General features: G+C 46.0%; 25 protein-coding genes. 5 read left to right on the plus strand and 20 right to left on the minus strand.

Annotated features, from left to right (window positions below; genetic code table 11):
* Positions 1-42: 42 nt before the first annotated feature.
* On the minus strand, positions 43-216 hold the full coding sequence (rpmF, locus tag KNP93_RS01140) for a 50S ribosomal protein L32 (RefSeq protein WP_012370841.1): 174 nt from the start codon (positions 214-216) through the stop codon (positions 43-45).
* A gap of 47 nt (positions 217-263) precedes the next feature.
* Positions 264-788 carry a YceD family protein gene (locus KNP93_RS01145; protein ID WP_114595423.1) on the minus strand — a complete coding sequence of 175 codons (525 nt, stop codon included), beginning with the start codon at positions 786-788 and terminating at the stop codon, positions 264-266.
* Between the two features lie 155 nt (positions 789-943).
* On the opposite strand from KNP93_RS01145, the gene KNP93_RS01150 reads away from it, so the two are divergent.
* Positions 944-2,095, plus strand: a complete 1,152-nt coding sequence (locus KNP93_RS01150) for a tRNA(Met) cytidine acetate ligase (RefSeq protein WP_214852768.1) — start codon at positions 944-946, stop codon at positions 2,093-2,095.
* Here KNP93_RS01150 and KNP93_RS01155 read toward each other — a convergent pair.
* Genes KNP93_RS01155 through KNP93_RS01175 form a run of 5 tightly spaced genes read right to left on the minus strand, consistent with a single transcriptional unit; the run spans position 2,068 to position 4,901 of the window.
* Positions 2,068-3,066, minus strand: a complete 999-nt coding sequence (locus KNP93_RS01155; protein WP_131972479.1) for a SepM family pheromone-processing serine protease — start codon at positions 3,064-3,066, stop codon at positions 2,068-2,070. The genes KNP93_RS01150 and KNP93_RS01155 overlap by 28 nt on opposite strands.
* Positions 3,063-3,557, minus strand: a complete 495-nt coding sequence (gene coaD, locus KNP93_RS01160) for a pantetheine-phosphate adenylyltransferase (RefSeq protein ID WP_214852784.1) — start codon at positions 3,555-3,557, stop codon at positions 3,063-3,065. The genes KNP93_RS01155 and coaD overlap by 4 nt, the downstream gene beginning before the upstream one ends.
* Positions 3,554-4,123 carry a 16S rRNA (guanine(966)-N(2))-methyltransferase RsmD gene (gene rsmD, locus KNP93_RS01165; RefSeq protein ID WP_131972477.1) on the minus strand — a complete coding sequence of 190 codons (570 nt, stop codon included), beginning with the start codon at positions 4,121-4,123 and terminating at the stop codon, positions 3,554-3,556. The genes coaD and rsmD overlap by 4 nt, the downstream gene beginning before the upstream one ends.
* A gap of 54 nt (positions 4,124-4,177) precedes the next feature.
* The gene (locus KNP93_RS15745) at positions 4,178-4,435 is read right to left on the minus strand and encodes a YlbG family protein (protein ID WP_114595418.1); all 258 of its coding nucleotides are present in this window, start codon (positions 4,433-4,435) and stop codon (positions 4,178-4,180) included.
* 25 nt (positions 4,436-4,460) lie between these two features.
* On the minus strand, positions 4,461-4,901 hold the full coding sequence (locus tag KNP93_RS01175) for a YlbF/YmcA family competence regulator (protein ID WP_131972476.1): 441 nt from the start codon (positions 4,899-4,901) through the stop codon (positions 4,461-4,463).
* 101 nt (positions 4,902-5,002) lie between these two features.
* On the opposite strand from KNP93_RS01175, the gene KNP93_RS01180 reads away from it, so the two are divergent.
* Together KNP93_RS01180 and KNP93_RS01185 are read left to right on the plus strand one after the other, a co-directional pair.
* The gene (locus tag KNP93_RS01180; RefSeq protein WP_233494513.1) at positions 5,003-5,770 is read left to right on the plus strand and encodes an ATP-grasp domain-containing protein; all 768 of its coding nucleotides are present in this window, start codon (positions 5,003-5,005) and stop codon (positions 5,768-5,770) included.
* Positions 5,771-5,880: 110 nt separating this feature from the next.
* The gene (locus tag KNP93_RS01185; RefSeq protein ID WP_012370850.1) at positions 5,881-6,231 is read left to right on the plus strand and encodes a YugN family protein; all 351 of its coding nucleotides are present in this window, start codon (positions 5,881-5,883) and stop codon (positions 6,229-6,231) included.
* Positions 6,232-6,388: 157 nt separating this feature from the next.
* Here the strand turns inward: KNP93_RS01185 and KNP93_RS01190 are convergent, their stop codons facing one another.
* From KNP93_RS01190 to cyoE, 9 genes are all read right to left on the minus strand, one after another.
* The gene (locus tag KNP93_RS01190) at positions 6,389-6,646 is read right to left on the minus strand and encodes a hypothetical protein (RefSeq protein ID WP_114595416.1); all 258 of its coding nucleotides are present in this window, start codon (positions 6,644-6,646) and stop codon (positions 6,389-6,391) included.
* A gap of 8 nt (positions 6,647-6,654) precedes the next feature.
* Positions 6,655-7,260, minus strand: coding sequence for an SCO family protein (locus tag KNP93_RS01195; protein WP_114595415.1), 606 nt, complete (start codon positions 7,258-7,260; stop codon positions 6,655-6,657).
* A gap of 12 nt (positions 7,261-7,272) precedes the next feature.
* Positions 7,273-7,734: a DUF420 domain-containing protein gene (locus tag KNP93_RS01200; RefSeq protein ID WP_114595414.1), complete on the minus strand. Its 462-nt coding sequence runs from the start codon at positions 7,732-7,734 to the stop codon at positions 7,273-7,275.
* 18 nt (positions 7,735-7,752) lie between these two features.
* Positions 7,753-8,658, minus strand: coding sequence for a cytochrome c oxidase assembly factor CtaG (ctaG, locus tag KNP93_RS01205; RefSeq protein WP_114595413.1), 906 nt, complete (start codon positions 8,656-8,658; stop codon positions 7,753-7,755).
* Positions 8,659-8,788: 130 nt separating this feature from the next.
* Positions 8,789-9,118, minus strand: a complete 330-nt coding sequence (locus KNP93_RS01210) for a cytochrome C oxidase subunit IV family protein (RefSeq protein WP_131972474.1) — start codon at positions 9,116-9,118, stop codon at positions 8,789-8,791.
* A 1-nt stretch (position 9,119) separates the two neighbouring features.
* Positions 9,120-9,749, minus strand: a complete 630-nt coding sequence (locus tag KNP93_RS01215; protein WP_012370856.1) for a cytochrome (ubi)quinol oxidase subunit III — start codon at positions 9,747-9,749, stop codon at positions 9,120-9,122.
* 1 nt (position 9,750) lies between these two features.
* A complete protein-coding gene (gene ctaD, locus KNP93_RS01220; RefSeq protein ID WP_026827913.1) occupies positions 9,751-11,619 on the minus strand; it encodes a cytochrome c oxidase subunit I in 1,869 nt (622 codons plus the stop codon).
* 34 nt (positions 11,620-11,653) lie between these two features.
* Positions 11,654-12,685 carry a cytochrome c oxidase subunit II gene (gene coxB / locus KNP93_RS01225; protein WP_114595411.1) on the minus strand — a complete coding sequence of 344 codons (1,032 nt, stop codon included), beginning with the start codon at positions 12,683-12,685 and terminating at the stop codon, positions 11,654-11,656.
* A gap of 64 nt (positions 12,686-12,749) precedes the next feature.
* Positions 12,750-13,682 (minus strand): heme o synthase, encoded by a 933-nt coding sequence (gene cyoE / locus KNP93_RS01230; RefSeq protein ID WP_188004533.1) that lies wholly within the window; start codon positions 13,680-13,682, stop codon positions 12,750-12,752.
* A gap of 325 nt (positions 13,683-14,007) precedes the next feature.
* Between cyoE and KNP93_RS01235 the strand changes: the two genes are divergently transcribed.
* On the plus strand, positions 14,008-14,901 hold the full coding sequence (locus KNP93_RS01235) for a COX15/CtaA family protein (RefSeq protein ID WP_114595409.1): 894 nt from the start codon (positions 14,008-14,010) through the stop codon (positions 14,899-14,901).
* A gap of 63 nt (positions 14,902-14,964) precedes the next feature.
* Here KNP93_RS01235 and KNP93_RS01240 read toward each other — a convergent pair whose 3' ends face one another.
* From KNP93_RS01240 to KNP93_RS01255, 4 genes are all read right to left on the minus strand, one after another.
* A complete protein-coding gene (locus KNP93_RS01240; RefSeq protein WP_214852787.1) occupies positions 14,965-16,320 on the minus strand; it encodes a cryptochrome/photolyase family protein in 1,356 nt (451 codons plus the stop codon).
* 103 nt (positions 16,321-16,423) lie between these two features.
* Positions 16,424-19,858, minus strand: a complete 3,435-nt coding sequence (locus KNP93_RS01245; protein WP_214852790.1) for a pyruvate carboxylase — start codon at positions 19,856-19,858, stop codon at positions 16,424-16,426.
* Positions 19,851-21,122, minus strand: a complete 1,272-nt coding sequence (locus tag KNP93_RS01250) for an FtsW/RodA/SpoVE family cell cycle protein (protein ID WP_114595406.1) — start codon at positions 21,120-21,122, stop codon at positions 19,851-19,853. Before KNP93_RS01250 ends, KNP93_RS01245 begins: the two co-directional genes overlap by 8 nt.
* Before the next feature lie 77 nt (positions 21,123-21,199).
* Positions 21,200-21,478: an Fpa/YlaN family protein gene (locus KNP93_RS01255; RefSeq protein WP_014970798.1), complete on the minus strand. Its 279-nt coding sequence runs from the start codon at positions 21,476-21,478 to the stop codon at positions 21,200-21,202.
* 122 nt (positions 21,479-21,600) lie between these two features.
* On the opposite strand from KNP93_RS01255, the gene KNP93_RS01260 reads away from it, so the two are divergent.
* Positions 21,601-22,062 carry a hypothetical protein gene (locus KNP93_RS01260; protein ID WP_114595405.1) on the plus strand — a complete coding sequence of 154 codons (462 nt, stop codon included), beginning with the start codon at positions 21,601-21,603 and terminating at the stop codon, positions 22,060-22,062.
* Positions 22,063-22,125 lie beyond the last annotated feature (63 nt).

The following is a 22,125-nucleotide window of genomic DNA, read 5'->3' on the forward strand; positions in this document are numbered from 1 at the left end:
GATTGCTCGATTCTAGGGTCGCTTTTATACCGATCATTCAGCTTACTTGCTGACGATTTCTTTACCTTTGTACGAGCCACATGCTTTACAAACGCGGTGTGAAAGTTTCATTTCACCACAGTTTGGGCACTCGACCATACCTGGTACACGGAGTTTGAAATGAGTACGGCGAAGACGTTTGCGTGTTTTCGACGTTCTGCGGAATGGTACTGCCATCGTTGTCCACCTCCTTGAAAAAATACACTCGTCTTTTTATGAAAAGATTAGGAATCCTGATCTTTTTTAAAGAACTGAGCGAGACCCGCAAGTCGCGGATCAATTTTTGGTTCAGTTTCTTCTGGCGCTTCTTCAGAGAGAACCGTCCAGCCTTCCCCTTGAACCAACTGATTTTCTTCATCATCCCCATGCACTTGCACTGGCACATGAAGTAAAATCAATTCTTGCACGAGTGGTTGAAGATCAACCGTATTCCCGTTCGGTAAGTTGATCTCATCCGAATCACTCGGAACAGCATCAACCTCGAGCAGGAACGACTCGATGGATTCAATCTCGAACGGGTACGCGACGTCACTCAGCGTCCGGGCATCCGGAAGCGTCATTTCACCTGTAATCCGGAGATTGAATATTAATTGATTCGATGTAAACGATGCATTTGCACGAACGTGCACAGGTTGCACCGCCCGGATATCCGGATGGAGGGCGATAAGCTCAGGAAGCTCAATCGTCTCGTTAACCTGAAGTTGACCCAGATTGCGCAATTTATTCAATTGCATCAGGGACCATTTCATCCGAATCACCTCAATTGCAACAATATGAATTATAGAGAGGACATCTTGTTTTGTCAATGTTTTTTCTTTACACTGAAATCGCTAGAGAACGAACACTTTTGGACGTCTTCATCCATATTACCGCACTTAATTCGGTTTGCAAAGGAGAAAGTTTCATGAGAATGACTGCAATTATTTCTGAGTACAATCCGTTTCACAATGGACACCTTTATCAAGCCAAAATCGCACGCCAGGAAACCGGTGCTGATTTGATCGTTGCGATCATGAGCGGGACGTTCACACAACGCGGGGAACCGGCCTTTACAGATAAATGGTCGCGCGCGCAAGCAGCTGTCGCAAGTGGTGAAATCGATCTCGTTCTCGAACTTCCATTTTATTTCGCTGTCCAACGGGCTGACCGGTTCGCCCTCGGCGGGGTAACGATTGCGGAGACCATCGGAGCCGAAATTTTATCGTTCGGGAGCGAATGTGGTCAGTTAGCCTCTTTCATCCATGCCGCTGCTGAAAATCATGAAGCGAGTCCACGTTATCAAGAATTGGTCCAACAAGGATTAGCGCGCGGACTGTCTTCGGCAACAGCCGCCAGCCAAGCATTTCGGGAAATGACGACAACCCTGGACTTGACGACGCCGAATAATACCCTCGGCTACTATTACGCACGGGCTGCCTCTACGATTACCTTACACACGACTAAACGAATCGGGAGCGGCTATCATGACCTTTCGATCGGTGACATCATGAGTGCGACGGCCATCCGCGCCTACTATGCCAAACACCACTCGTTAATCGGTTTGCCGGCACTGACCGCTGAGACGCTGCAGAACGCGGTCTTCGCTTCATTTGAGCCCTACTATCCGTTTATCCGCCACCGCCTTCTGACAACCAGTCTCGATGATTTAACGCAATTTAACGGGATTGATTCTTCCTTGGCTCCGCGATTGATTGAAGGAGCACGCAAAAACGAGACGTTTGACGACTTCATGGCTGCTGTCAAAACGCGTCGTTATACCCGGACGAGCCTTCAACGCGCCCTGATTTACGTATTGACTTCAACTAAGGCAAATGAGATTGATGAGATTGCATTTGACCGGATTGACTATGTGCGTCCGTTAGCATTCAATGATAAAGGACGCCTCGCTTTACGCGAAATCAAACAACGGGTCCCGGTCATCTCGACATTCGAGAAACATCCTTGGCTCATCAAAGAAAGCCAAGTCACAGCAGCCTATGCTGTGCCCTTGGCTCGTTATGACGCGCTCGAAGAGCATCGCCGTTTTGCTCATTTCGCCGGCAACGCTTCTAAATAATCCAGTGCATCTTCCACTGTCTTGATCGGGACGAGTTTCATATTCGTCTCGATTTTTTTTATGGACGGTTTAGCTTCTTTGTAATTTTCACCGGACGGGACAAACATGATTTCTGCATCCGCTTCGTCTGCTGCCACAACTTTTTGCCAGGCGCCGCCGATTGGACCGACTTTTCCACCTTCTTCAATCGTACCTGTCCCGGCAATTTTATACCCTTTCGCTAAGTCACCCTTCGTCAGTTGGTCGTAAATCTCGAGTGTAAACATCATCCCAGCCGACGGACCGCCGACATCCTTGACGTTAAAATCGACTTCTGGATCCGTCTTTACCGAAGACATCGGAAGCGGCTCATAAATCCCCAGTCCAACTCGCTCTGATTCCTTCGTCAGCTGACTGACTTTGATATTCGTTTGTCGTTGTTTTTTGTTTCGTAGGAACGTCAACTCTACTTCCGTCCCAGCTTTTTTACTGCTGATCGTTTCCATGAATCCGCTCAATGAAGTAATCGCTTCGTCACCAACCGCCGTGATTTGGTCCCCCGCTTTTAACTTCCCGTCTGCCGGACCGTCCGGAATGATGCCAGATACATAAATGCCCTTGAAATCGACCGTCGCCTTCTTCCCTGCGAGCTCATACCCTTCAATCGTCGCGTTATGCTGGGCTTCTTCCATGTAAAGCTTCTGACGTTTCTCATACTGCGTATCCGACTCACCGTCATACAAATAGTCACTGACACTCGAACGATCCGCAAACGGCAAAAATAGGCTCTCTACGAGAAAATACGGAGTCGCCCGGCGCTGGGCAATCGTTAACATCATTAAATCCCCCGGCTCCTTCGTCGCTCCTTCGACATCAATCAATTGCTCCGTCGAGGTCGCATCTCCGGGATAAGAGATAAAATACGGAAGCGGAACAAAAAAAGCAATCATCGCTGCGAGTACAGCGGCCAGTGCCGGTTTCCAAGCTTTCATCTCAATTCTCCTTTGCTGTATTTATGACGTAATGCTTCTTCGACGGCAGGAGGCACAAGTCCGGCAACGGAGGCTCCGTATTTTGCGGCTTCCTTGACAATCGATGAACTCAAAAACGAATATTGGTTATTTGTCATCATAAACAACGTCTCGATTTGATCATTCATTTTTTTATTGATTGAGGCGACCTGCATTTCATATTCAAAATCCGATACGGCACGTAATCCACGGACGATGACGTCGGCTCCGACCTCCGAAGCATAATCGACGAGTAACCCGTTAAAGGAATCGACTTTAATGTGCGGTAAATGTTCCGTCATTTTCGAAATAAGCTCCATTCGTTCACGCACCGAAAACAGCGGTTGCTTGGAGGAATTGTTCAGTACGGCAACGATTATTTCGTCAAAGATTGGTGCTGCCCGTTCAATGATATCTAGATGTCCGTTCGTGATGGGATCAAAACTCCCGGGACAGATGGCGATTCGTTTCATGCTTGTTCCTCCAGTTCTGTAAATTCATACAATGTAATTGAGATGACCGTAGAGTACCGCAGACGTTTGATGACCTGTAAACGACCGATTTCATCCGGTAACTCCGTCTCCGTTCCATGTTCACAAATAATGACGCCATTGTCTGTCAGCATGTCATGTTGATCTATGTACGCCACTTGGTCAGCAAGTTGCTCCTTCGCATACGGTGGATCAAGAAAAATCAGTTTAAAAGGTGACTCGCCCGAAAGTTCCGATAATGCCACCGTCACGTCCTTCTTTAAGACGCGGCTGCGCTCTGTAAAGCGGGTTATCTCTAAATTTTCTTTGATTGTTTGAATCGCTTTGAAATGTTGATCGACAAAAACTGCTTCATCACACCCTCGTGATAATGCCTCGATCCCAAGACCGCCACTGCCGGCAAATAAATCGAGTGCCTTTCCTCCGTCAAAATACGGTCCGATGACATTAAACAAAGACTCTTTGACTTTATCTGTCGTCGGTCGTGTCTGATCCCCCGGTACAGCTTTGATTCGCATCCCTTTTCGTTCCCCTGATATGACCCGCATGCATTCTCATCCTTTCACAAAAAAGCGACGAGGATGACCTCATCGCTCTACCTGTTAGACTTCTTCTTGTATCTTACCTTTTTTATTTGCATAAGTTTCACTGATGAACGGTCGTTCTGATCGAATGACGCTTTCGACAAACGGTAATTCTGTAATCCGTTCAACCACCTGTTCATGTCGTTCCAAATCAACGTATAAAAAGACGTATCGTTCCCGTTTTGAAGTGAAATAGACATTTCCGAACCGACGCAATTGACGTGATGCTTTCAATGCATTGACATAGACGATAAGTCCAATTCGATCCTTGATCACACACCGTTCCTCCCTTGTGTCGTTCTTAACCGCTACAGCTGCAGCTTCCTCCAGTCGAACATCCGCCTGCGCATCCTTGATCGAAAAACGGATTTCCAGTCGGTACTTTGATTTGAGGAGAGACTTGTCCTGCCAGGACGAGACTGACTTGTCCGAGAAGCGTTTCCAATTGTTTTTCAGCTTTTTTAAACTGCGCGACTTCCTCTTGTAAATCCAGTGCACGTTTAATTTCATGTACTTTTTTTGTGATGGTTTGATAATCCGGATGATACCGGCCAAATCGTTGCACCAATTCGTACTCTTCCTTGATTCGGTTGAAGTCCCGAATCACATCCTGTGCTTGTCTTGAGTTTGCACGTGCCTGTTTTGCTAATCTATATGCTTGACCTGTTTCGCTTTGCGAGAGAGAGTATGCAAGGTCTTCCGCTGCGTTGATGAGGTCGACTGTTTTATCTGAATAAATCACAACGAATCTCCTCCTTAACTTAACCATCATATCATAACATTTATCTCGCTCCTAGCACGCTGAATTGTGTATAATTTGTTCAGAAGGAAGGAATGAATTGTATGCAATTTTTATCATTTAACATGTTCCGGACGATTGGAATCAAAACCGAACATGCGAAGTCGGATTATCATTTTGATTCATTAAATAAAATCGCCCAGGCGGATGTCATCTTGTTCCCGGAATACTGGCAGATTCATTCCATCATCTATGGAATGAAAAAACCGATTTTTCCTTCAGCAGCGACGTTCCATTTGGGTCACGATAAAATCGAAATGACACGGATTTTCAAAACCGTTATTCCTGATAATATTCCCCGGACAGAAATTTACGGAAAAAACGAATTCACGATTTCCCGTGTACTCGATCAGTTCAGTTTTCCGTTCGTCGCCAAGACCGTCCGCAGTTCCATGGGTCAAGGCGTCCATCTGATCAAAAATGACGCGGACTGGGATAAATACGTGGCGCAACATGATACGTTTTATGTACAGGAATATATTCCGAATGAAAAGGATTTACGTGTCGTCGTCGTCGGCGATCACGTTCTCGCTGCCTACTGGCGGGTCGGCGGTACCGAGTTCTTAAATAACGTCGCTCAAGGGGGTGTCCTTGATTTCGAGAACATTCCACAGGAGGCACTTGATTTTGTGCTGACGCTCGCTAAGCAACTTGATATCGATCATGCCGGATTTGATCTCATTTTCCGGGACGGTCATATTTATGTGCTTGAATTTAACGTTTTCTTTGGCGGAGAAGGGTTAAATCATCTCGGCATCCATGCACCGGATACGATTCTTGAATACGTTGAGCGAAAATACGGAAGTTCATGAATTCTTCAAATTGACTTCACAACTTTTTCTTTATTGGTTGTTTCATTATGGTATGATAGCTTGGAAAGACTAGTGTACGCTAGCAAACTGGGGTATAGGGGGATTCACACATGAAGTTTGAACAGTTCGGAATCGAAAATAAGGAAATGAAGTTTGGGTTACTCGAAACGATTATGGCGCATCACCGTTTCGTCCGTGAAGGACAATGGGATTATGAGCGTGCCATGTATGACATGAAGTACGAAAAACAATCGACGGGCGAGGTATTTTACCTCCGTATTCCGGTCTATGCCATTCAAGGTGAGATCGAGGACCGTCAAGCAGTCGTTCGGATGTTGACACCGTTACTCGGAAAACATTACTATCCGCACGGCGTCGAGTACGATGAGGAGTTCCCTCCTGAAATCGTCAAAGACTGCGAACGCCGCTTGACTGCACTACTTGAAACGCTCGAAAAATAAGCATCAAACGAATCAAAATTCACCTTTCGTGGATTTTGATTTTTTTTTGCATATCCATTTCTTAAAAAAGGTTGTAAAAAGGAGGCACCTTCTCATGAACCGAGAAAGTGCCTCCTTTACTTTTTCCGGACATCCCGCTGGAATCGATGGGTTCCGGTTACTTGGCCACCAACTGAAGATAGTCGAGCACATCTTCCCCTAATTGGAGGTTTACTTGTTCACGCAAATAGTGATACAAACCCGGAAGCCGGGTGGCGTCGACCTGGACTTTCAAGCTGAATGAAATCGAGTCTCCGGATAATCGTTTGATCCGTGCTACAGTTGCGCCGAAATCAAGGACTGTACAGAGTAAAAGTTCTTCAATCGCTTGTACGGAGACCGTCACTTCGCCTGTTACTTCATACTGCTGTTCCATCACGGTATTCACTCCTTCGCAAGTTGTTTGACCGATGTCATTACTTCCTCTAAGTCAACCGGTTCGTCTGTCGTTTTTGCCATCGAAGAAATCGCCCGGACTTTATTATCCCGATCAAGGATGAACATCTGCGTGCCGTGTGTGACCAAGCCGCTTTCTGCTTTTGAATAATAGAAATTCAATTGTCGTGTCAGACGATCGATGACGACATCGTCTCCCGTCAAGACTTTCCAGCCTTCTGCATTCGCCTCGAAGTTGGACGCATATTTTTTCAGGACTTTTTGTGTATCCACTTTCGGGTCGACCGTAACCGCAACAAGTTCAACATCTGTTCCGTACAATTCTTCAGCACGTAACTGTTTTTCTAATTTGCGGTAATCGTTTAACGTCAACGGACAGATGTCCGGACAGTTCGAGTAGAAAAACGTCAAGACTTTGACTTTTCCATCTTCCGAACTAAACTGCTTTCCATCGACTGCATTCGTCAATTCAAACGGAGTTGGTTCCGCAATGACAGGTAATTTTTCTTTCATGAAAAAATAATAATATCCGCCTGCTGCAGCCACTAAAATCAATACGACTGCGGCGACAGTCAAATAACTGTTTTTCTTCAAATCAAGACCTCCTTAATGGTTCCAGATTGCCCGAAACACATTTGTTGTCTCTCCCGGCTCGTAAACCACGTATAAAAGACAGTAGACGATAACACCTGTAATCGCCGTTAAAAACCAAATGACCGATGCTTTCGGACCAATTTTACGGTGTTTCGCAAAGTTTTTCTTATAAGCAAAGAAAAGAGCCATCAGTCCAAGGACACCACCTGATGTGGCGAGCAGGATATGGAAAATCAAAAATCCAGTATAGTACGGTTTAATCGTATCCGGCCCTCCAAATGCAGTGTTGCCCAATAAAATCGTTCGTAACGCATACATGATGAAGAAGAGTAAAGCTAACGCAGCAGCAATCGTCATCACGAATTGGTGTGCTTTCATATTCCGGCGTGTCTGCGCAATCAAAAACCAACCGATTGCGACAAAAATCGCACTGATGACAATCAACGAGACACAAATCAACGGCAAATAACTCATGTTCCAACTTCCCCCAATTTAATCCGCTTTTGGCGAGAAGGACATACCTTCATCGACAGCAGTACTTTTAGAACGTCTGACCCATGTAAAGAACGTCAGACCAAAGAACAGCCCGTACACTAATTCTTGACCGAGTTTCATGAGAACTCCGCCAAAACGCTGGTCCTCAAGCAAATCTTTTGTTGTTCCGAATAGTCGTTCCATATTGAGTCCACTTAAATCATTATTCGGCATACAGTATGCTAATACTTTCGCAAAAGTAGCCGGATCCTGATAGGCATCGTACTGAAAACTTTGACTAAAGATCATGAACGCACACGCTGGTGTCAACAATACACCGTTCGCCACGATATACACCATCTTCTTCAAGTCCGACAAACTGTCTTCTTCGTTGACGGGTGCAATGATCGGATACCACATCGTCATGCTGAGGAAAATCAGTGTTCCGTGGAAAATCCGGTGCACCGTATAATTCGTCAAGACATAATCAAAGATGAATGGCATGTGGTAAAACGTGAACAAGGAATTAAACAAAATCAGTGCAATCAACGGCAAAATGAAAAATCGTAATGTCCGTCCGAGATATGGCACCTCAAACAACCGTTTGAATACCCACCCTGGAATCGCCATCATCAAGAGCGGTGGCGCCACCATATACACGAATACCATCTGCAGCATATGGGCAGAGAATGTGATGTGCGCGAGGACGTCAAGCGGACTGCCAAAACCGATGTAATAGACGAATAATGCCGCAAGCATCGAAAACTTCTGCCCTAGCGTCGTCTCAGCTTCATCGGGTCGACGGATCTTTTCCGTCAAGACAGCGTATAAAACATATATACCAATCAAAAGTAATGCATAATATGGACTCCATAAAACCGTCCAGTCGAATTGTGATAAAGATCCCCTTAAGTTGCCTAACATGTTTTCACCCCGTTCCTTTTTCCTACAGATTAAGATTACCGTTCCCCTATTTCATTGTAAAGGTTTCTCATAAAACGATTCCAAAATAAAAGACCATCCTGCTAAACGTTAGCAGAATGGTCACAATTTATTACCAGATCAAAAGACGGAGTGTCGCGACGATCGTCAAGGCGACGAAGATACCGAGTGCCATCATGACTTTGATCCATGTATTTCCTTTATTGTTCATGTGCATGAACATATAAAGTTGGAGGTACACTTGCACGATTGCCATGATGATCAGGAATCCACCGGCTGCCCAATGTGGCATGAGTTCTGCCATGACCGCACCAAAAGCAATCAGTGTGAGAAAGATCATCAAAGCGAAACTTGTGAGTTGCAACTGCATCTCGCGGCTGCGATCTGCTTTCATCTCGAGTTCAACTTGATTACGTGTTAATTGCGGTTCGTGTTTTTCCATCTTATTTCACCATCCCCATGAGGTAGACGACTGAGAAGATAAAGACCCAGACGACGTCAATGAAGTGCCAGTAAAGACTTGAAACATAATACTTCGGTGCGTTAACGACCGTAATCCCGCGATTCCAGTTCCGAATCAACAATGTCGAGATCCAGAGGAGACCGAACAAGACGTGTGCTCCGTGGAAACCAACGAGTGTGTAGAAGGCTGATCCAAAAGCACTTGACGTAAACGTGTGACCGATGTGGTAGTAATGGTTGAACTCATAAATCTCACCGCTGAGGAACCCTAAACCGAGTGCAAGCGTGATGATCAACCACATTTTCATTTTCTTCACATCATTACGTTTCATCGCCATCATCGCAAGAACACTTGTCAGTGAACTTGTGAGAAGGAGCATCGTCATGATGAAGACAAGACCCATTTCAAAAATATCGTAACTGCGTAATCCTTCTTTCGCACCGGAGTTGTGCAACCCGATGTACGTCCCGAAGAGAGAAGCGAACAATGTCGTCTCTCCTCCAAGGAAGAACCAGAAGGCTACATATTTATTCTTACCCTCAAGTGTTGCTTTTTCAACATGATCCGGAATACCCGTAATCGGGTTGTTTGGTACTGAATGATGTCCCATCTTACTTCGCCTCCTTTTCAGCTTCAAGGCGTAGATCTTTTTCGATTTCCGCTTTCGGGATGTAGTATCCTTCATCGTCAATCCAAGAACGGAGGAACATTGCGAAGAGTGTCATCGCAAGACCGATCAAGGCGATAATCAGACCTACTGTACCGTAGTCAAGGCGAAGAATGAATCCGAGACCGGCAAGGAATAAACCGACAGACATGACGAATGGCAGGATCGAGTTGTTCGGCATGTGGATATCGCCGACTTCTTCCGAAACCGAAACCGTTTTGTTTCCAGCCATTTTTTCGAGCCAGTATGTGTCAAGACCTTTAACAAGTGGAATCTGTGCAAAGTTGTACTCTGGAGTTGGGACAGGAAGTGTCCACTCGAGGGTACGACCGTCTCCCCAGACGTCACGTTTAACGTATTCTTTTGACATCAATGCCGCAACGATGGATACGACAAGAACGATTGTCGAGACACCCATGAAGGCTGCTCCGATTGATGACAGTAAGTTCATTGTTTCCCAGCCTTGGTTTGGCAAGTACGTGAAGACACGACGTGGCATACCAGTCAGACCGAGAATGTGTTGTGGGAAGAACGTCAAGTGGAAGCCGATGAAGAACAACCAGAATTGAATTTTACCCCAGAACTCGTTGAGCTGTTTCCCGAACATGAGTGGGAACCAGTAGTACAGACCTGCGAAGAGACCGAAGACAACTCCACCAACGATAACGTAGTGGAAGTGGGCAACTACGAAGTAGCTGTCATGGTACTGATAATCGGCAGGAGCAACAGAAAGCATGACCCCTGTCATACCACCAACAAGGAATGATGGGATGAAGGCAACCGAGTAGAGCATCGCAACTGGGAACGTCAATTTACCGCCCCATAGCGTAAAGAGCCAGTTGAAGATTTTAACCCCGGTCGGAACGGCGATCGCCATTGTCGCAACCGCGAAGATTGCGTTCGCAACCGGACCAAGTCCAACTGTGAACATGTGGTGGACCCAAACCATGAATCCTAAGAAACCGATCAACATTGTCGCAAAGACCATCGTCGTGTAACCGAAGAGACGTTTACGGGCAAATGTAGGAATGATTTCAGAGAAGATACCGAAGGCCGGTAAGATCAAGATGTATACTTCCGGGTGACCGAAAATCCAGAAAAGGTGTTCCCAGATGACGATGTTACCACCGGCTGCCGGATCGAAGAAATGTGCCCCGAACAGACGCTCAAACGTCAAGAGGAACAATCCGACCGTAAGTGGCGGGAATGCGAAAACGATCAATGCTGATGCAACGAATGCTGTCCATGTGAACAACGGCATCCGCATCAGTTTCATACCTGGTGCACGCATGTTCAAAATCGTAACGAGGAAGTTAATCCCCCCCATGAGTGTACCGAAACCAGAAATCTGTAATCCGAGTGAGTAGAAATCAACACCGAGTGATTCTGGAACAGTTGAAAGTGGTGCATATGCTGTCCACCCTGCGTTCGGAGCTGCGCCGAAGAACCATGACAGGTTCAACAAGACTCCCCCGAAGAAGAACAACCAAAAACCAAGTGCATTTAAAAATGGAAACGCAACGTCACGTGCTCCGATTTGAAGCGGAACAGCAGCGTTCATATAACCGATCAACATCGGCATGGCTGCCAGGAAGATCATGGTCGTACCGTGCATCGTGATCAACTGGTTAAATAATTCACCGCTGACGAAATCGTTCATCGGTTTAATCAATTGAAAACGAATCATTAAGGCTTCTACGCCACCAACCAGAAGGAAAAACAATCCAGAGATGATATAGAGAACCCCGATTTTTTTATGGTCGACTGTCGTTAGCCAGTCCATGATGCCGGTTTTTTTCTTCGGCATACCCATAGTATGTGTCCCCACTATGATTCCCCCTTAAATATTATTGGAGCTTTTTGTCCAATAGGTAGTCTGCAAGTTCGCTTAACTCTTCATCGCTAATCTTATCTTCAGAGAAACCAGGCATTTTTGTTCCTTGTTTTTCTTTTTGTGGATCGCGAATCCATTTTTCGAGATTTTCTTTGTCATGATCGAGGTATCCAGCGATACGCTGACGATCACCAAAGTTTGTTAAGCTTGGCGCGACTTTCCCGCCACCGTGACAGCTGAGGCAGTTTTGTGCGTAAACTTGCTCGCCAGTCGTCCAGTTCTTTTCATTTTTTGCATCCAATTGTTTTGTTTCTGCTTCTTTAGCTGACTTCATGTCTTTAAGCCATGCATCGTAATCATCCTGTTCAAGCGCGATGACCTTGAAGTCCATCAAAGCATGCGATGGTCCACATAACTCGGCACATTTACCGTAGTACGTACCGGCTTCTTGTGCTTGTAACCACATTTCATTCTCAAGACCCGGGTTTGTATCTGTTTTACCTGAAAGAGCAGGTACCCAGAATGAGTGAATGACGTCTTTTGAAGTTAAGTTGACAGCAACACGTTTTCCGACTGGAATAACGAGCTCTTGTCCTGTTGAAACACCTTTGTCTGGATATTCGAACTCCCACCAGTACAGGTTTGCTGTAACGTTGATGACTTCATTTTTCTTCGCTTCTTTCGCATCTGCTAATTCAACCGTCGTTTTGATGGTTGGTACGGCAAGAACGACTAACAAGAGAATCGGAATGACTGTCCAGATGATTTCAAGTGTGTGATTTCCTTCCACTTGTTTCGGAACAGTGTTGTCTCCAGCTTTACGACGGAATTTCATAAGTACGTAAATATAGATGACTGCTACAATCGCAAGGACAAACAACATGACCCATAAGCTGAGCTTAATGATTTCAAGTTGCATTTGTGCGCCTTCCCCGCGAGGCTGTAGTGCGGACAATTCCGGGATTCCACAACCTGATAACAATAATGCCATCAAACCGATCGGAAGAAGCCGGAAGAGCATTTTTCCTGATTTTTTCACAACCATCCCCACTTTCTTTTCCCCAATTTTTTTCTTTCTTAATGGTGTTCGTGAAGTATGTCAAATCGTTTTAGAGAGAAACGAGTACGACCGTCACGATCCAAGCCGTGAAATAAAAGAGCGAGAAGAAAAACATCTTCGAAGCCCACTTAATCTCAGCTTGTTCTTCCTTGATTTTGAGACCTTTCAGTCCCATGTAGAGCCAGTATCCACCAAGCGCAGCCATGACAAGCATGTAAATGATGCCGTAATGCGCGAGGAGGAGTGATGATGGAACTAAAACTGCAATCCACCATACAATTTGCCGTTTCGTGATCGCAAAACCATTGACGACAGGTAACATTGGAATACCGGCAGCCCGGTACTCTTCCGTCCGTCTCATGGCGAGCGCAAGGAAGTGAGGCGGTTGCCATACGAACATGATGAGAAACAAAATCCATGCATCGATATGAAGTGTTGGAGTGACTGCCGCAAATCCAATGATCGGTGGCACTGCTCCGGAAATACCACCTACGACTGTATTGATCGTGTGTGTCCGCTTTAACCACATCGTATAGATGACGACGTAGACAAACGAACCAATCAATCCGAAAACTGCCGCGACATGGTTAACGATCAGCAAGAGAACGGTACCGGTAGCCAGTATCCCAAGTCCTAATGCCAATATCCGTTGCCCATCCATCTTACCGGTAACACTCGGTCTTCCCATCGTCCGCTCCATCTTGTAATCAATGTCACGGTCGATATAGTTATTGAGGTAACAACTACCGGCAATGACCAGTCCACTTCCGAGAAGCGTCCACAATAATGTCAACTTCGTCTGCCACAAATACAGTAGAACATCATCCGTTAAGTATGATGCTGCCACGACATAACCTGCGAAGACGGTGATGAGATTCGCACGAACGATTCCCATCTTTGCTAGGGTGACATAGTCCTTGAACGTCGGCTGATCCGATTGCTCGATCATGATGTCCAGGGTCTCCCCGTTTACTTTCGCCATGTTGTTTCCTCCTTCTAACCGTCCGCGTTCTTTCTGTACGTAGGATTCACGTATTTTCTTCACAGAAATAACACAGACACGCCACGAAACGTCCTTTTCTCTATAAAAGATACCACATATTCAAGGTCATGACGTATGAAAATACTTTCGACATAATGAACAAAATGTGAAATCTATGTGATTAACCTCACAGTTCACCATATTTACCTAATATTAGAATAGCGTTCTTCTAAAAGATTGCAAGCGTTTCGATATTTTTTATGCGATACTATTGCTAGGTATTTCAAGTATCATGTATTTTCTCTAGAAAGGTGGTGGCTGCGTTTTGAATCGAAAACTCTCGATTTTTTCAGCATTTGTCACATTCACGATGATGATCGTTCTTCTCATGGGGGGGACCGTCACGAAAACAGATTCCGGAAACGGATGCGGGACCGATTGGCCGCTCTGTCACGGAGAATTGATTCCAACTAATCCAAGTGTCGAAACGATGATTGAGTATAGTCACCGCGCAGTAACAGGAGTCGTCGGTTTATTGATCATCGCCTTGTGTCTTTGGACACTTGTCGCTTTCAAAGATCGCCTGGATATCAAGATTTTCGCTTTCCTGGCCTTCATTTTCATGTTGATTCAATCCATCGTCGGTGCAGGTGCCGTCGTTTGGCAACAGTCGGATCTCGTCATGGCACTCCATTTTGGAATCTCATTGATTTCTTTTGCTTCCTTACTTATCTTGACGATCTTGATTATGGAGCGTCCCGGTCAAGAATTCAGGGAATCGGTCCCAGCGTTCTTGCGTAAACTGTTGTACGGCTTATTGATCTATACGTTAATCGTCGTTTACACCGGAGCGTTCGTCCGCCATGTCGGTGCGACGTATGCCTGCGTCGGCTGGCCGGTCTGTTCGCAACCGACGATGACGTTCGAAGCGTGGGTTCAAATGATTCACCGGATTTTGGCCGGTCTGTTGTTCTTCTATACGCTGTTCGTTCACTACACGGCGATTCGCCTGAAACACCGGACCTCGCGTACCGGTATGTTGTTCGCAACCTTCTTTATCTCTTGTCAGGTTGCAACCGGTGCCTGGATCGTTCTTGGTGGACATGCCACGTACGTTCCGTTATTACACGCATTCTTGATCACATGCTATTTCGGAGTCATCTCTTACCTCGCCTACCATGCATTCCGGACGCGAAAAGACGATTCCCGGTTACGCTGATTAGACTTTCAACTAAAAAACAGGGAGAGGATTTAATCCTCCTCCCTGTTTTTTTTGCACGTTTTATTTGAAACGGGCAATCGCTCGTTTTCGGGCCATGTCATGCTCGACAATCGGCATCGGATAATCGTAATCTTGTCGTTGTTGTTCCGTTGGCTCATGAATCGATGTTTTAGGTAAATCCTTGAGTTCCGGCAAATAGTGGCGGATAAAGGTTCCATCCTTATCAAATTTCTTCGACTGAGTCGTCGGATTGAAGACTCGGAAATACGGAACAGCATCCGTCCCGACCGACGCCGCCCATTGCCACCCGCCAATGTTAGACGCGGCTTCATAATCAACCAGTTTTTTTTGGAAATACCGCTCCCCTTTTTGCCAATCGACCAGTAAGTCCTTTGTCAAAAAGGACGCGACAATCATCCGCAGACGGTTATGCATCCACCCCGTCGTGTTGAGCTGTCGCATGGCCGCATCGACAATCGGATAGCCCGTTTTCCCTTCTGTCCAGGCTTTAAAGCCCGCCTCATCTGTTTCCCATTCAACCTTCGTATACTGCTCGTTGACCGGCAGTCGTTTGGACTCCGGATAATGCATCAAAATCGTGTAATAAAATTCCCTCCAAATCAATTCTGTCAGATACGTTTGTTTTCCCTTCGAACCTTCCTCCTGATTGACGGCTTCATAGATTGTCCGAATTCCGATTTCACCGGTCCGCAGGTAACGGGACATCAGACTTGTTCCGTCGACCGCCGGCAGATCCCGTTGCTCGTCATAAGAAGACAGATTGTTTTTGATGAATGCCTGCAATCGTTTCGTCGCCTTTTCTTCCCCTACACCAAAGTCAGCCTCCGATGCCGCCTGTTTAAAGTAATCCAACATAAATGCATTGTTTTGACGTCGTGTATGATAACGTTCTTTCAGGAGATCCAGATTGACCGGATACGGCTTACTGATATCTTTCTTCAAAAAAGTATTTTTATATGGTGTAAACACTTTATAATAGGAACCGTCATTTTTTTTGACGGCATGTGGATGAAGCAGATGACGGTCAAGTAGACGTTCCGACTTTTTGTCACCCCGCTTTTTCATAATCCCGTCGTCACGACTCTTAAACGGTTCTACATATTCAGCGTTAAACAATAAGACATCTGCCATATCTGTCGCCTCGAGAAAATCTTTTTCCTGCCCTTCGATGAATCGAATCGGCATCCCGTGTGTTTTACAGTTTTTTGCGAAGTGTTCGAGTGCCTGAAAGAAATATTGTTGCCTCGCATCATACTCTCCGATATAGTCTGGGTTCACCCAAAAAACGAACTCGACGTTTGCCTGTTCATCCTTTTCTAGATAGTCGACCGCTTGTGCCAACATGTGATTGTCCTCGATTCGAAAATCACTTCGAATCCAGCAGATGATGTTCATATTCGTGCCTCCCTAAAATAATGATGAACGAAAAACAGGCAATCCGCCATGCGTTTTGCCTGCTTTCGTCATACTGTATTTATGCCGATTTACGTTTCGTGTGTTAAATGAATTCAATCAATAAGTCTTGACTCGCGATAGCTTCGCCTTCTTTGACGTGGACCGACTTGATCTCACCGTCTTCAGGTGCTTGAATCGTCGTCTCCATTTTCATTGCTTCCGTTACAAGCAACTGCTCTCCCTTACGAACCCGCGTTCCAGGCTCAACTAAGACTTTCAAGACGCTACCCGGCATAGACGCACCAATCTGTTTCGGATTCGAACGATCGGCTTTCGGACGGCTTGATGAGCTTTCTTTAATGCTGATATCTTTTACTTCGACTTCACGCGGCACACCGTTCATCTCGTAGTAGATGACACGGACACCATGATCGTTTGGTTGACCAATTTGAATCAACTTCAAATACAACGTTTTTCCGCGCTCGATTTCGACCTCGATCGTTTCCCCAAGACGCATGCCGTGGAAGAACGTGCTCGTATCGAGAACTGAAATATCACCATATCGTGCAACGTACGAACTGTAATCGAGGAATACCTTCGGATACAAAGCGTATGCCAAGGCATCAAACTCCGTCACCGGACGTTCCAGTTTTTCGAACAGTTCATGCTTGATGGCATCAAAATTGAGTGGCTCCATCATTTTTCCAGGACGCTCCGTCAACGGCTCGACGCCTTTGAGGATTGCCGCCTGGACTTGTTTCGGGAAACCGTCTGATGGCGTCCCAAGCTCCCCTTTCATCAATTCGACGACAGAATCCGGGAAATCGAGATTGCTGGCACGTTCCAGTACATCTTCTTCCGTCAAATGATGCTGGACCATGAATAAAGCCATATCGCCGACGACTTTTGAAGATGGTGTAACTTTAACGATGTCACCGAACAACATGTTGACACGGGCATACATCGTTTTAACTTCAGACCAACGATCCGCGAGACCGACAGCTTTTGCTTGTTGTTGAAGATTTGAGTACTGACCACCCGGCATCTCGTGATCATAGACTGTCGGATTCGGAGCTAACATATCAAGTTCAAACGCTTGATAGAGATGGCGTACATCCTGCCAATAGTCCGACACTTGTTCGAATTTTTGGACAGATACGAGCGGCTGACGTTTATGACCGCTTAATGCATGAATCAAACTTCCTCCGGCAGGCTGACTTGTCAGACCGGCCATACTTGAAGCAGCGACATCCACGATATCGACTCCGGCATCGACAGCCCGGGCATACGTGTAAATTCCGTTTCCGCTTGCATCATGCGTATGCAGATGAATCGGCAAATCAACAGCATCTTTTAATGCTGAGACCAAAGCATAAGCAGCTTCCGGTTTCAGTAATCCTGCCATATCCTTGATGGCAATGATATGAGCACCACTCGCTTCGAGCTGTTTCGCCAGCTTGACGTAATACGGAAGATGATATTTCGGACGGTTCGCATCGAACAAGTCGCCTGTATAACAAACTGCTGCTTCGGCGATTTTTCCCGTCGGCAAGACAGCATCGATCGCAAGCTGAATGGATTCCGGATTGTTTAAGCTGTCGAAGATTCGGAACACATCGACACCTGCTTGGGCTGCTTCTTTTACGAAGGCATGAATGACATTGTCCGGATAGTTTTTATAACCGACTGCATTGGCTCCGCGTAACAACATCTGAATCAAAACATTCGGCATTTTTTCGCGTAATTGCATCAAACGGACCCACGGATCTTCTGACAGGAACCGGTATGCCACATCAAATGTTGCTCCACCCCAAGCTTCCACTGAGAAGAGTTCCGGTAACAGTTTAGCTTCCGCTTCCGCGATGGCGATTAAATCCTTCGTCCGCATCCGCGTCGCAAGTAACGACTGGTGGGCATCCCGGAATGTCGTATCCGTCAATTGGACGCGTTCTTGTGCTTTTAGCCAGTTGATGACACCAAGTGGTCCTTCCGCGTCAAGAATCGCTTTAGCTCCTGCTTGATAGTCGGCAGGCAGATCTTTTGGAATCCGGACGTCACGGGCAATCGGTTTTTCGATTTTTCCGATTCCGGGGAAACCGTTGACAGATACTTCTCCAATATATGTCAGCAGCTTCGTTCCACGGTCTTGTCGTTTCGGGAAGATGAACAATTCTTTTGTATCATCGATGAACGACGTATTGTAATCACCGCTGATAAACGCATGGTGTTTCAATACATTACTTAAGAACGGAATATTGGTTTTAATACCACGGATTCGGAATTCGCTTAAGTTCCGGCTCATTTTTGCAACGGCTTGATCATAGGTTAAGCCGTGTGTCGAAATCTTAACGAGTAAAGAATCGTAATAAGGTGAAATCTCAGCACCGACATAGGCATTTCCACCGTCGAGACGAACACCAAAACCACCCGGTGAACGGTAGGCCTTGATTTTGCCCGTATCCGGCAAGAAGCCATTTTCCGGATCCTCTGATGTAATCCGGCTTTGGATAGCGAAACCTAACATTTGAATCTCTTCTTGTGCAGGAATACCCACTAATTTACTATGTAGTGATTCCCCTTCCGCAACTCGGATTTGTGTCTGAACGATATCAATCCCGGTAATCATTTCCGTAATCGTATGTTCAACCTGAACACGCGGATTGACTTCGATGAAATAGAATGATTCGTCTTGTGTCACCAAAAATTCAACCGTTCCGGCATTTTCATAACCGACGTGCTTCATCAATGTGACAGCTGCATCACAAATCTTTTGGCGCCCCTCATCTGATAACGTGACACATGGCGCGACTTCGACAACTTTTTGGTGTCGGCGTTGCACTGAACAATCACGTTCGAACAAATGAACGATGTTGCCATGGGCATCTCCAATGATTTGAACTTCAATATGTTTTGGACGTTCAATCAATTTCTCAACGTATATTTCGTCTGAGCCGAATGCTTTTAAGGCTTCCGATTTTGCCCGTTCAATCATGTCCGGTAACTCTTCTTCGGTCCGGACGACACGCATACCGCGTCCACCGCCGCCTAAAGAAGCTTTGACCATCAATGGATAACCGGCCTTTTCAGCAAAAGCATACGCTTCATCAATTGATGTAATCGGACCATCCGTACCCGGAATAACAGGTAAACCGGCTTCAATGGCCGTCGTCCGCGCACGGACTTTATCGCCAAAACTGTAGAGATGTTCTTCTCGGGGACCGATGAAAATAATGCCTTCTTCGCGGCATCGTGTAGCGAGTTCAATATTTTCTGATAAAAAACCGTACCCGGGATGGATTGCATCACATTCCGCTTTCTTCGCAGTCTCGATGATTCCTTCGATATCAAGATACGCTTCAATCGGCTTTTTCCCCTCGCCAATCCGGTATGCTTCATCTGCTTTATACCGGTGAAGCGATCCCTTATCTTCTCGTGAATAAATAGCGACTGTCCGAATCCCAAGTTCGGTCGCCGCACGGAATACGCGAATCGCGATTTCTCCGCGGTTGGCGACAAGAATCTTTTTGATTTTAGTCAACTGATGCTCCCCCTTTAGGTAATGAACTCGTAGCACTCATCTTTCGTGCTTCCTGTACTTCTTTATGATACGCTATCCGGTGCTTGTTTTGCATCGAAATATTTGCCACGACACCAAGCATCGTACTCATGACGAGAAGCGAAGACCCGCCGTAACTGATGAACGGTAACGTCACACCGGTCCCCGGAAACAGACCGGACATCGCTCCAATATTGATGCCGGTTTGAATAAAGATGATGGACGAAATGCCGAATGCCACCATGCTCGAGTAGATGGAAGCCGATTGCCGGGCAATAAGCGCACTTTGCCACATTAAAAAGAACAACAGTCCCAGCACAATCAGGACTCCGACGAATCCGAGTTCTTCCGAAATAATCGACATGATATAATCGGTCTCCGGTTCCGGCAGATAACCGTACTTTTGAAAGCTGTTCCCTAAACCAACTCCAAAGAATCCTCCGTGGGCAATCGAGATGACCGAATTGATCAATTGATACCCTTTTCCTTCCGCGTCCAGAAAGGGATTGAAGATGGCATTGATTCGTTCCATCTGATTGGCGGAAAAATTGTTCCAGGCATACAGAGCGGCTCCTGCTGCTAATACAATGGCAACAGCGATATAACCGCGCGGCAATCCGACTGCAAACCAAATCATCGCCGTAATTAAGAGTAAAATGAACAACCCGCCATCATCCGGTTGCATCCGGATAATCAAGGCATAAGGGGCTAGTAACACGAGCATCGGAATCAAAATCCAGTCCGTGAAACTGAGCAAAATCCGCTTGCCGGATGAATCCGGTGCGATTTGACGATGAATGAAATGGTGGACGATTCCAATCACACCATTCATCTGCCCTTTATGTTTTTGATCAAAATAGTTGGCAAGACCGATGACGAGAACAAATTTACACAGCTCGATCGGCTGGATCAAGAAAATCCCGAAATTCAACCAGGCACGCGCCCCGTTCAACGGTGTAGCAAACAGCGTTGCCGTCAACATACCGAACGTGATGACATACAAAGCCAACCGTACCAATGGTCCTCGGAAAATCTCATGATTCAGATGGGCGACAAACAAGAAGACAGCAATCGCCATTACATCAAACATCAATTGTTTCTCAAAAAATGAGGTGTCTGCGTAATCGCCACCGTTCCAGACACTGGCACTGTAAACCATCACCGTGCTGATCGCCATCAGAATCAGCATCGTGAAGAAGAGGCGATAATCAAAAAACGCACGTTTTTCCTTAAACTTCGATTGCATTATGTACACGTCCTTTTTCTAATTCCTAGTTCTAAAAAAAAATACCCAAACGCCGCATTTCACGTTTGAGTAGAAAATCAGCACGTCTCCGCATCATGTAAATCAGATAATTGCTGTTCTAATGAGTCGAGTAATTGTTTTCCTTCACTCGCATCAATCAGTTCGAGACGAACGGCAAAATCAATTTGGCGTGACAATCCGAACATTTGTGTATCCAATACTTCCTCATACAGAGGACATTGTGGCATCGTTAAATTCGCAAGCTGGACCTCGATCAACCGGCGGATTTTATGGGCATCCGCTTCTAGTAGCTCAAGAGCGCGCTGGCGATGAACTGTCCCGATTTCAGTTGACAATCCAATCCCTCCTCATCAAATGACGCGTTCCTGTTATAGCTAAACTTTACCTTACTTTCGCCAACAATTCAACGTTTCGGTATAATGGATTTGCACGACTCATACATTTAGGGGGAATAATGATGATTTTTCCGATTACAGGTAACGTCCGCTATCCACTGACGATCGACCCAACGGTTTGGATCTTCGATGAACGGAAGATTGAAGTCGACCACATTGGGAAAGAAGTCGGAGATAACGCACAAGAAGCTTATTATGCCAAAATGGGGGCCGCTTGGGATAAAGGAATTACGGAAGGCAGCCGGACTGACCATAACAAACCGATGACGCGCGAAGAAAAAGATGCCGCCTTGCGTGGGTCATTCGCTATGCCGCTTGCAGCGTTCATTCAAAATGCCGAGCCGATCGAAGGCGCCGCCGCATTACGGTTCGAAGGAACGGAAACGGTTGAACTTGATCTGAGTATGTTACCGGAACTGTACTTGCAGTTTTCAAAAGACGGAAAAGTGTTAAGTGATGGCCCTGTCCATCTGCTTTACCGTGATCAAATCGTCCGCTCTGTGACTCGTATAACTGTAGTATGATCTAAAAAAGATATAAAAAGCCGCTTCTGTGCCTTCTTAACGTGAAGGAAACAGAAACGGCTT

The sequence above is a fragment of the Exiguobacterium sp. s166 genome (assembly GCF_018618855.1).
In the GTDB taxonomy this organism is placed as follows: Bacteria; Bacillota; Bacilli; order Exiguobacteriales; family Exiguobacteriaceae; genus Exiguobacterium_A.

What these genes read in the sequence shown, in the direction of transcription:
- KNP93_RS01210 (WP_131972474.1), bottom strand. Translation starts at nt 9,118, where the DNA reads ATGGAAAAACACGAACCGCAATTAACACGTAATCAAGTTGAACTCGAG.
- KNP93_RS01190 (WP_114595416.1), bottom strand. Translation starts at nt 6,646, where the DNA reads ATGGAACAGCAGTATGAAGTAACAGGCGAAGTGACGGTCTCCGTACAA.
- ctaD (WP_026827913.1), bottom strand. Translation starts at nt 11,619, where the DNA reads ATGGGTATGCCGAAGAAAAAAACCGGCATCATGGACTGGCTAACGACA.
- KNP93_RS01260 (WP_114595405.1), top strand. Translation starts at nt 21,601, where the DNA reads ATGATTTTTCCGATTACAGGTAACGTCCGCTATCCACTGACGATCGAC.
- KNP93_RS01145 (WP_114595423.1), bottom strand. Translation starts at nt 788, where the DNA reads ATGAAATGGTCCCTGATGCAATTGAATAAATTGCGCAATCTGGGTCAA.
- cyoE (WP_188004533.1), bottom strand. Translation starts at nt 13,682, where the DNA reads ATGGCGAAAGTAAACGGGGAGACCCTGGACATCATGATCGAGCAATCG.
- KNP93_RS01150 (WP_214852768.1), top strand. Translation starts at nt 944, where the DNA reads ATGAGAATGACTGCAATTATTTCTGAGTACAATCCGTTTCACAATGGA.
- KNP93_RS01215 (WP_012370856.1), bottom strand. Translation starts at nt 9,749, where the DNA reads ATGGGACATCATTCAGTACCAAACAACCCGATTACGGGTATTCCGGAT.
- rpmF (WP_012370841.1), bottom strand. Translation starts at nt 216, where the DNA reads ATGGCAGTACCATTCCGCAGAACGTCGAAAACACGCAAACGTCTTCGC.
- coaD (WP_214852784.1), bottom strand. Translation starts at nt 3,557, where the DNA reads ATGAAACGAATCGCCATCTGTCCCGGGAGTTTTGATCCCATCACGAAC.
- rsmD (WP_131972477.1), bottom strand. Translation starts at nt 4,123, where the DNA reads ATGCGGGTCATATCAGGGGAACGAAAAGGGATGCGAATCAAAGCTGTA.
- coxB (WP_114595411.1), bottom strand. Translation starts at nt 12,685, where the DNA reads ATGGTTGTGAAAAAATCAGGAAAAATGCTCTTCCGGCTTCTTCCGATC.
- KNP93_RS01200 (WP_114595414.1), bottom strand. Translation starts at nt 7,734, where the DNA reads ATGAGTTATTTGCCGTTGATTTGTGTCTCGTTGATTGTCATCAGTGCG.
- KNP93_RS01240 (WP_214852787.1), bottom strand. Translation starts at nt 16,320, where the DNA reads ATGAACATCATCTGCTGGATTCGAAGTGATTTTCGAATCGAGGACAAT.
- KNP93_RS01185 (WP_012370850.1), top strand. Translation starts at nt 5,881, where the DNA reads ATGAAGTTTGAACAGTTCGGAATCGAAAATAAGGAAATGAAGTTTGGG.
- KNP93_RS01155 (WP_131972479.1), bottom strand. Translation starts at nt 3,066, where the DNA reads ATGAAAGCTTGGAAACCGGCACTGGCCGCTGTACTCGCAGCGATGATT.
- ctaG (WP_114595413.1), bottom strand. Translation starts at nt 8,658, where the DNA reads ATGTTAGGCAACTTAAGGGGATCTTTATCACAATTCGACTGGACGGTT.
- KNP93_RS01180 (WP_233494513.1), top strand. Translation starts at nt 5,003, where the DNA reads ATGCAATTTTTATCATTTAACATGTTCCGGACGATTGGAATCAAAACC.
- KNP93_RS01250 (WP_114595406.1), bottom strand. Translation starts at nt 21,122, where the DNA reads ATGCAATCGAAGTTTAAGGAAAAACGTGCGTTTTTTGATTATCGCCTC.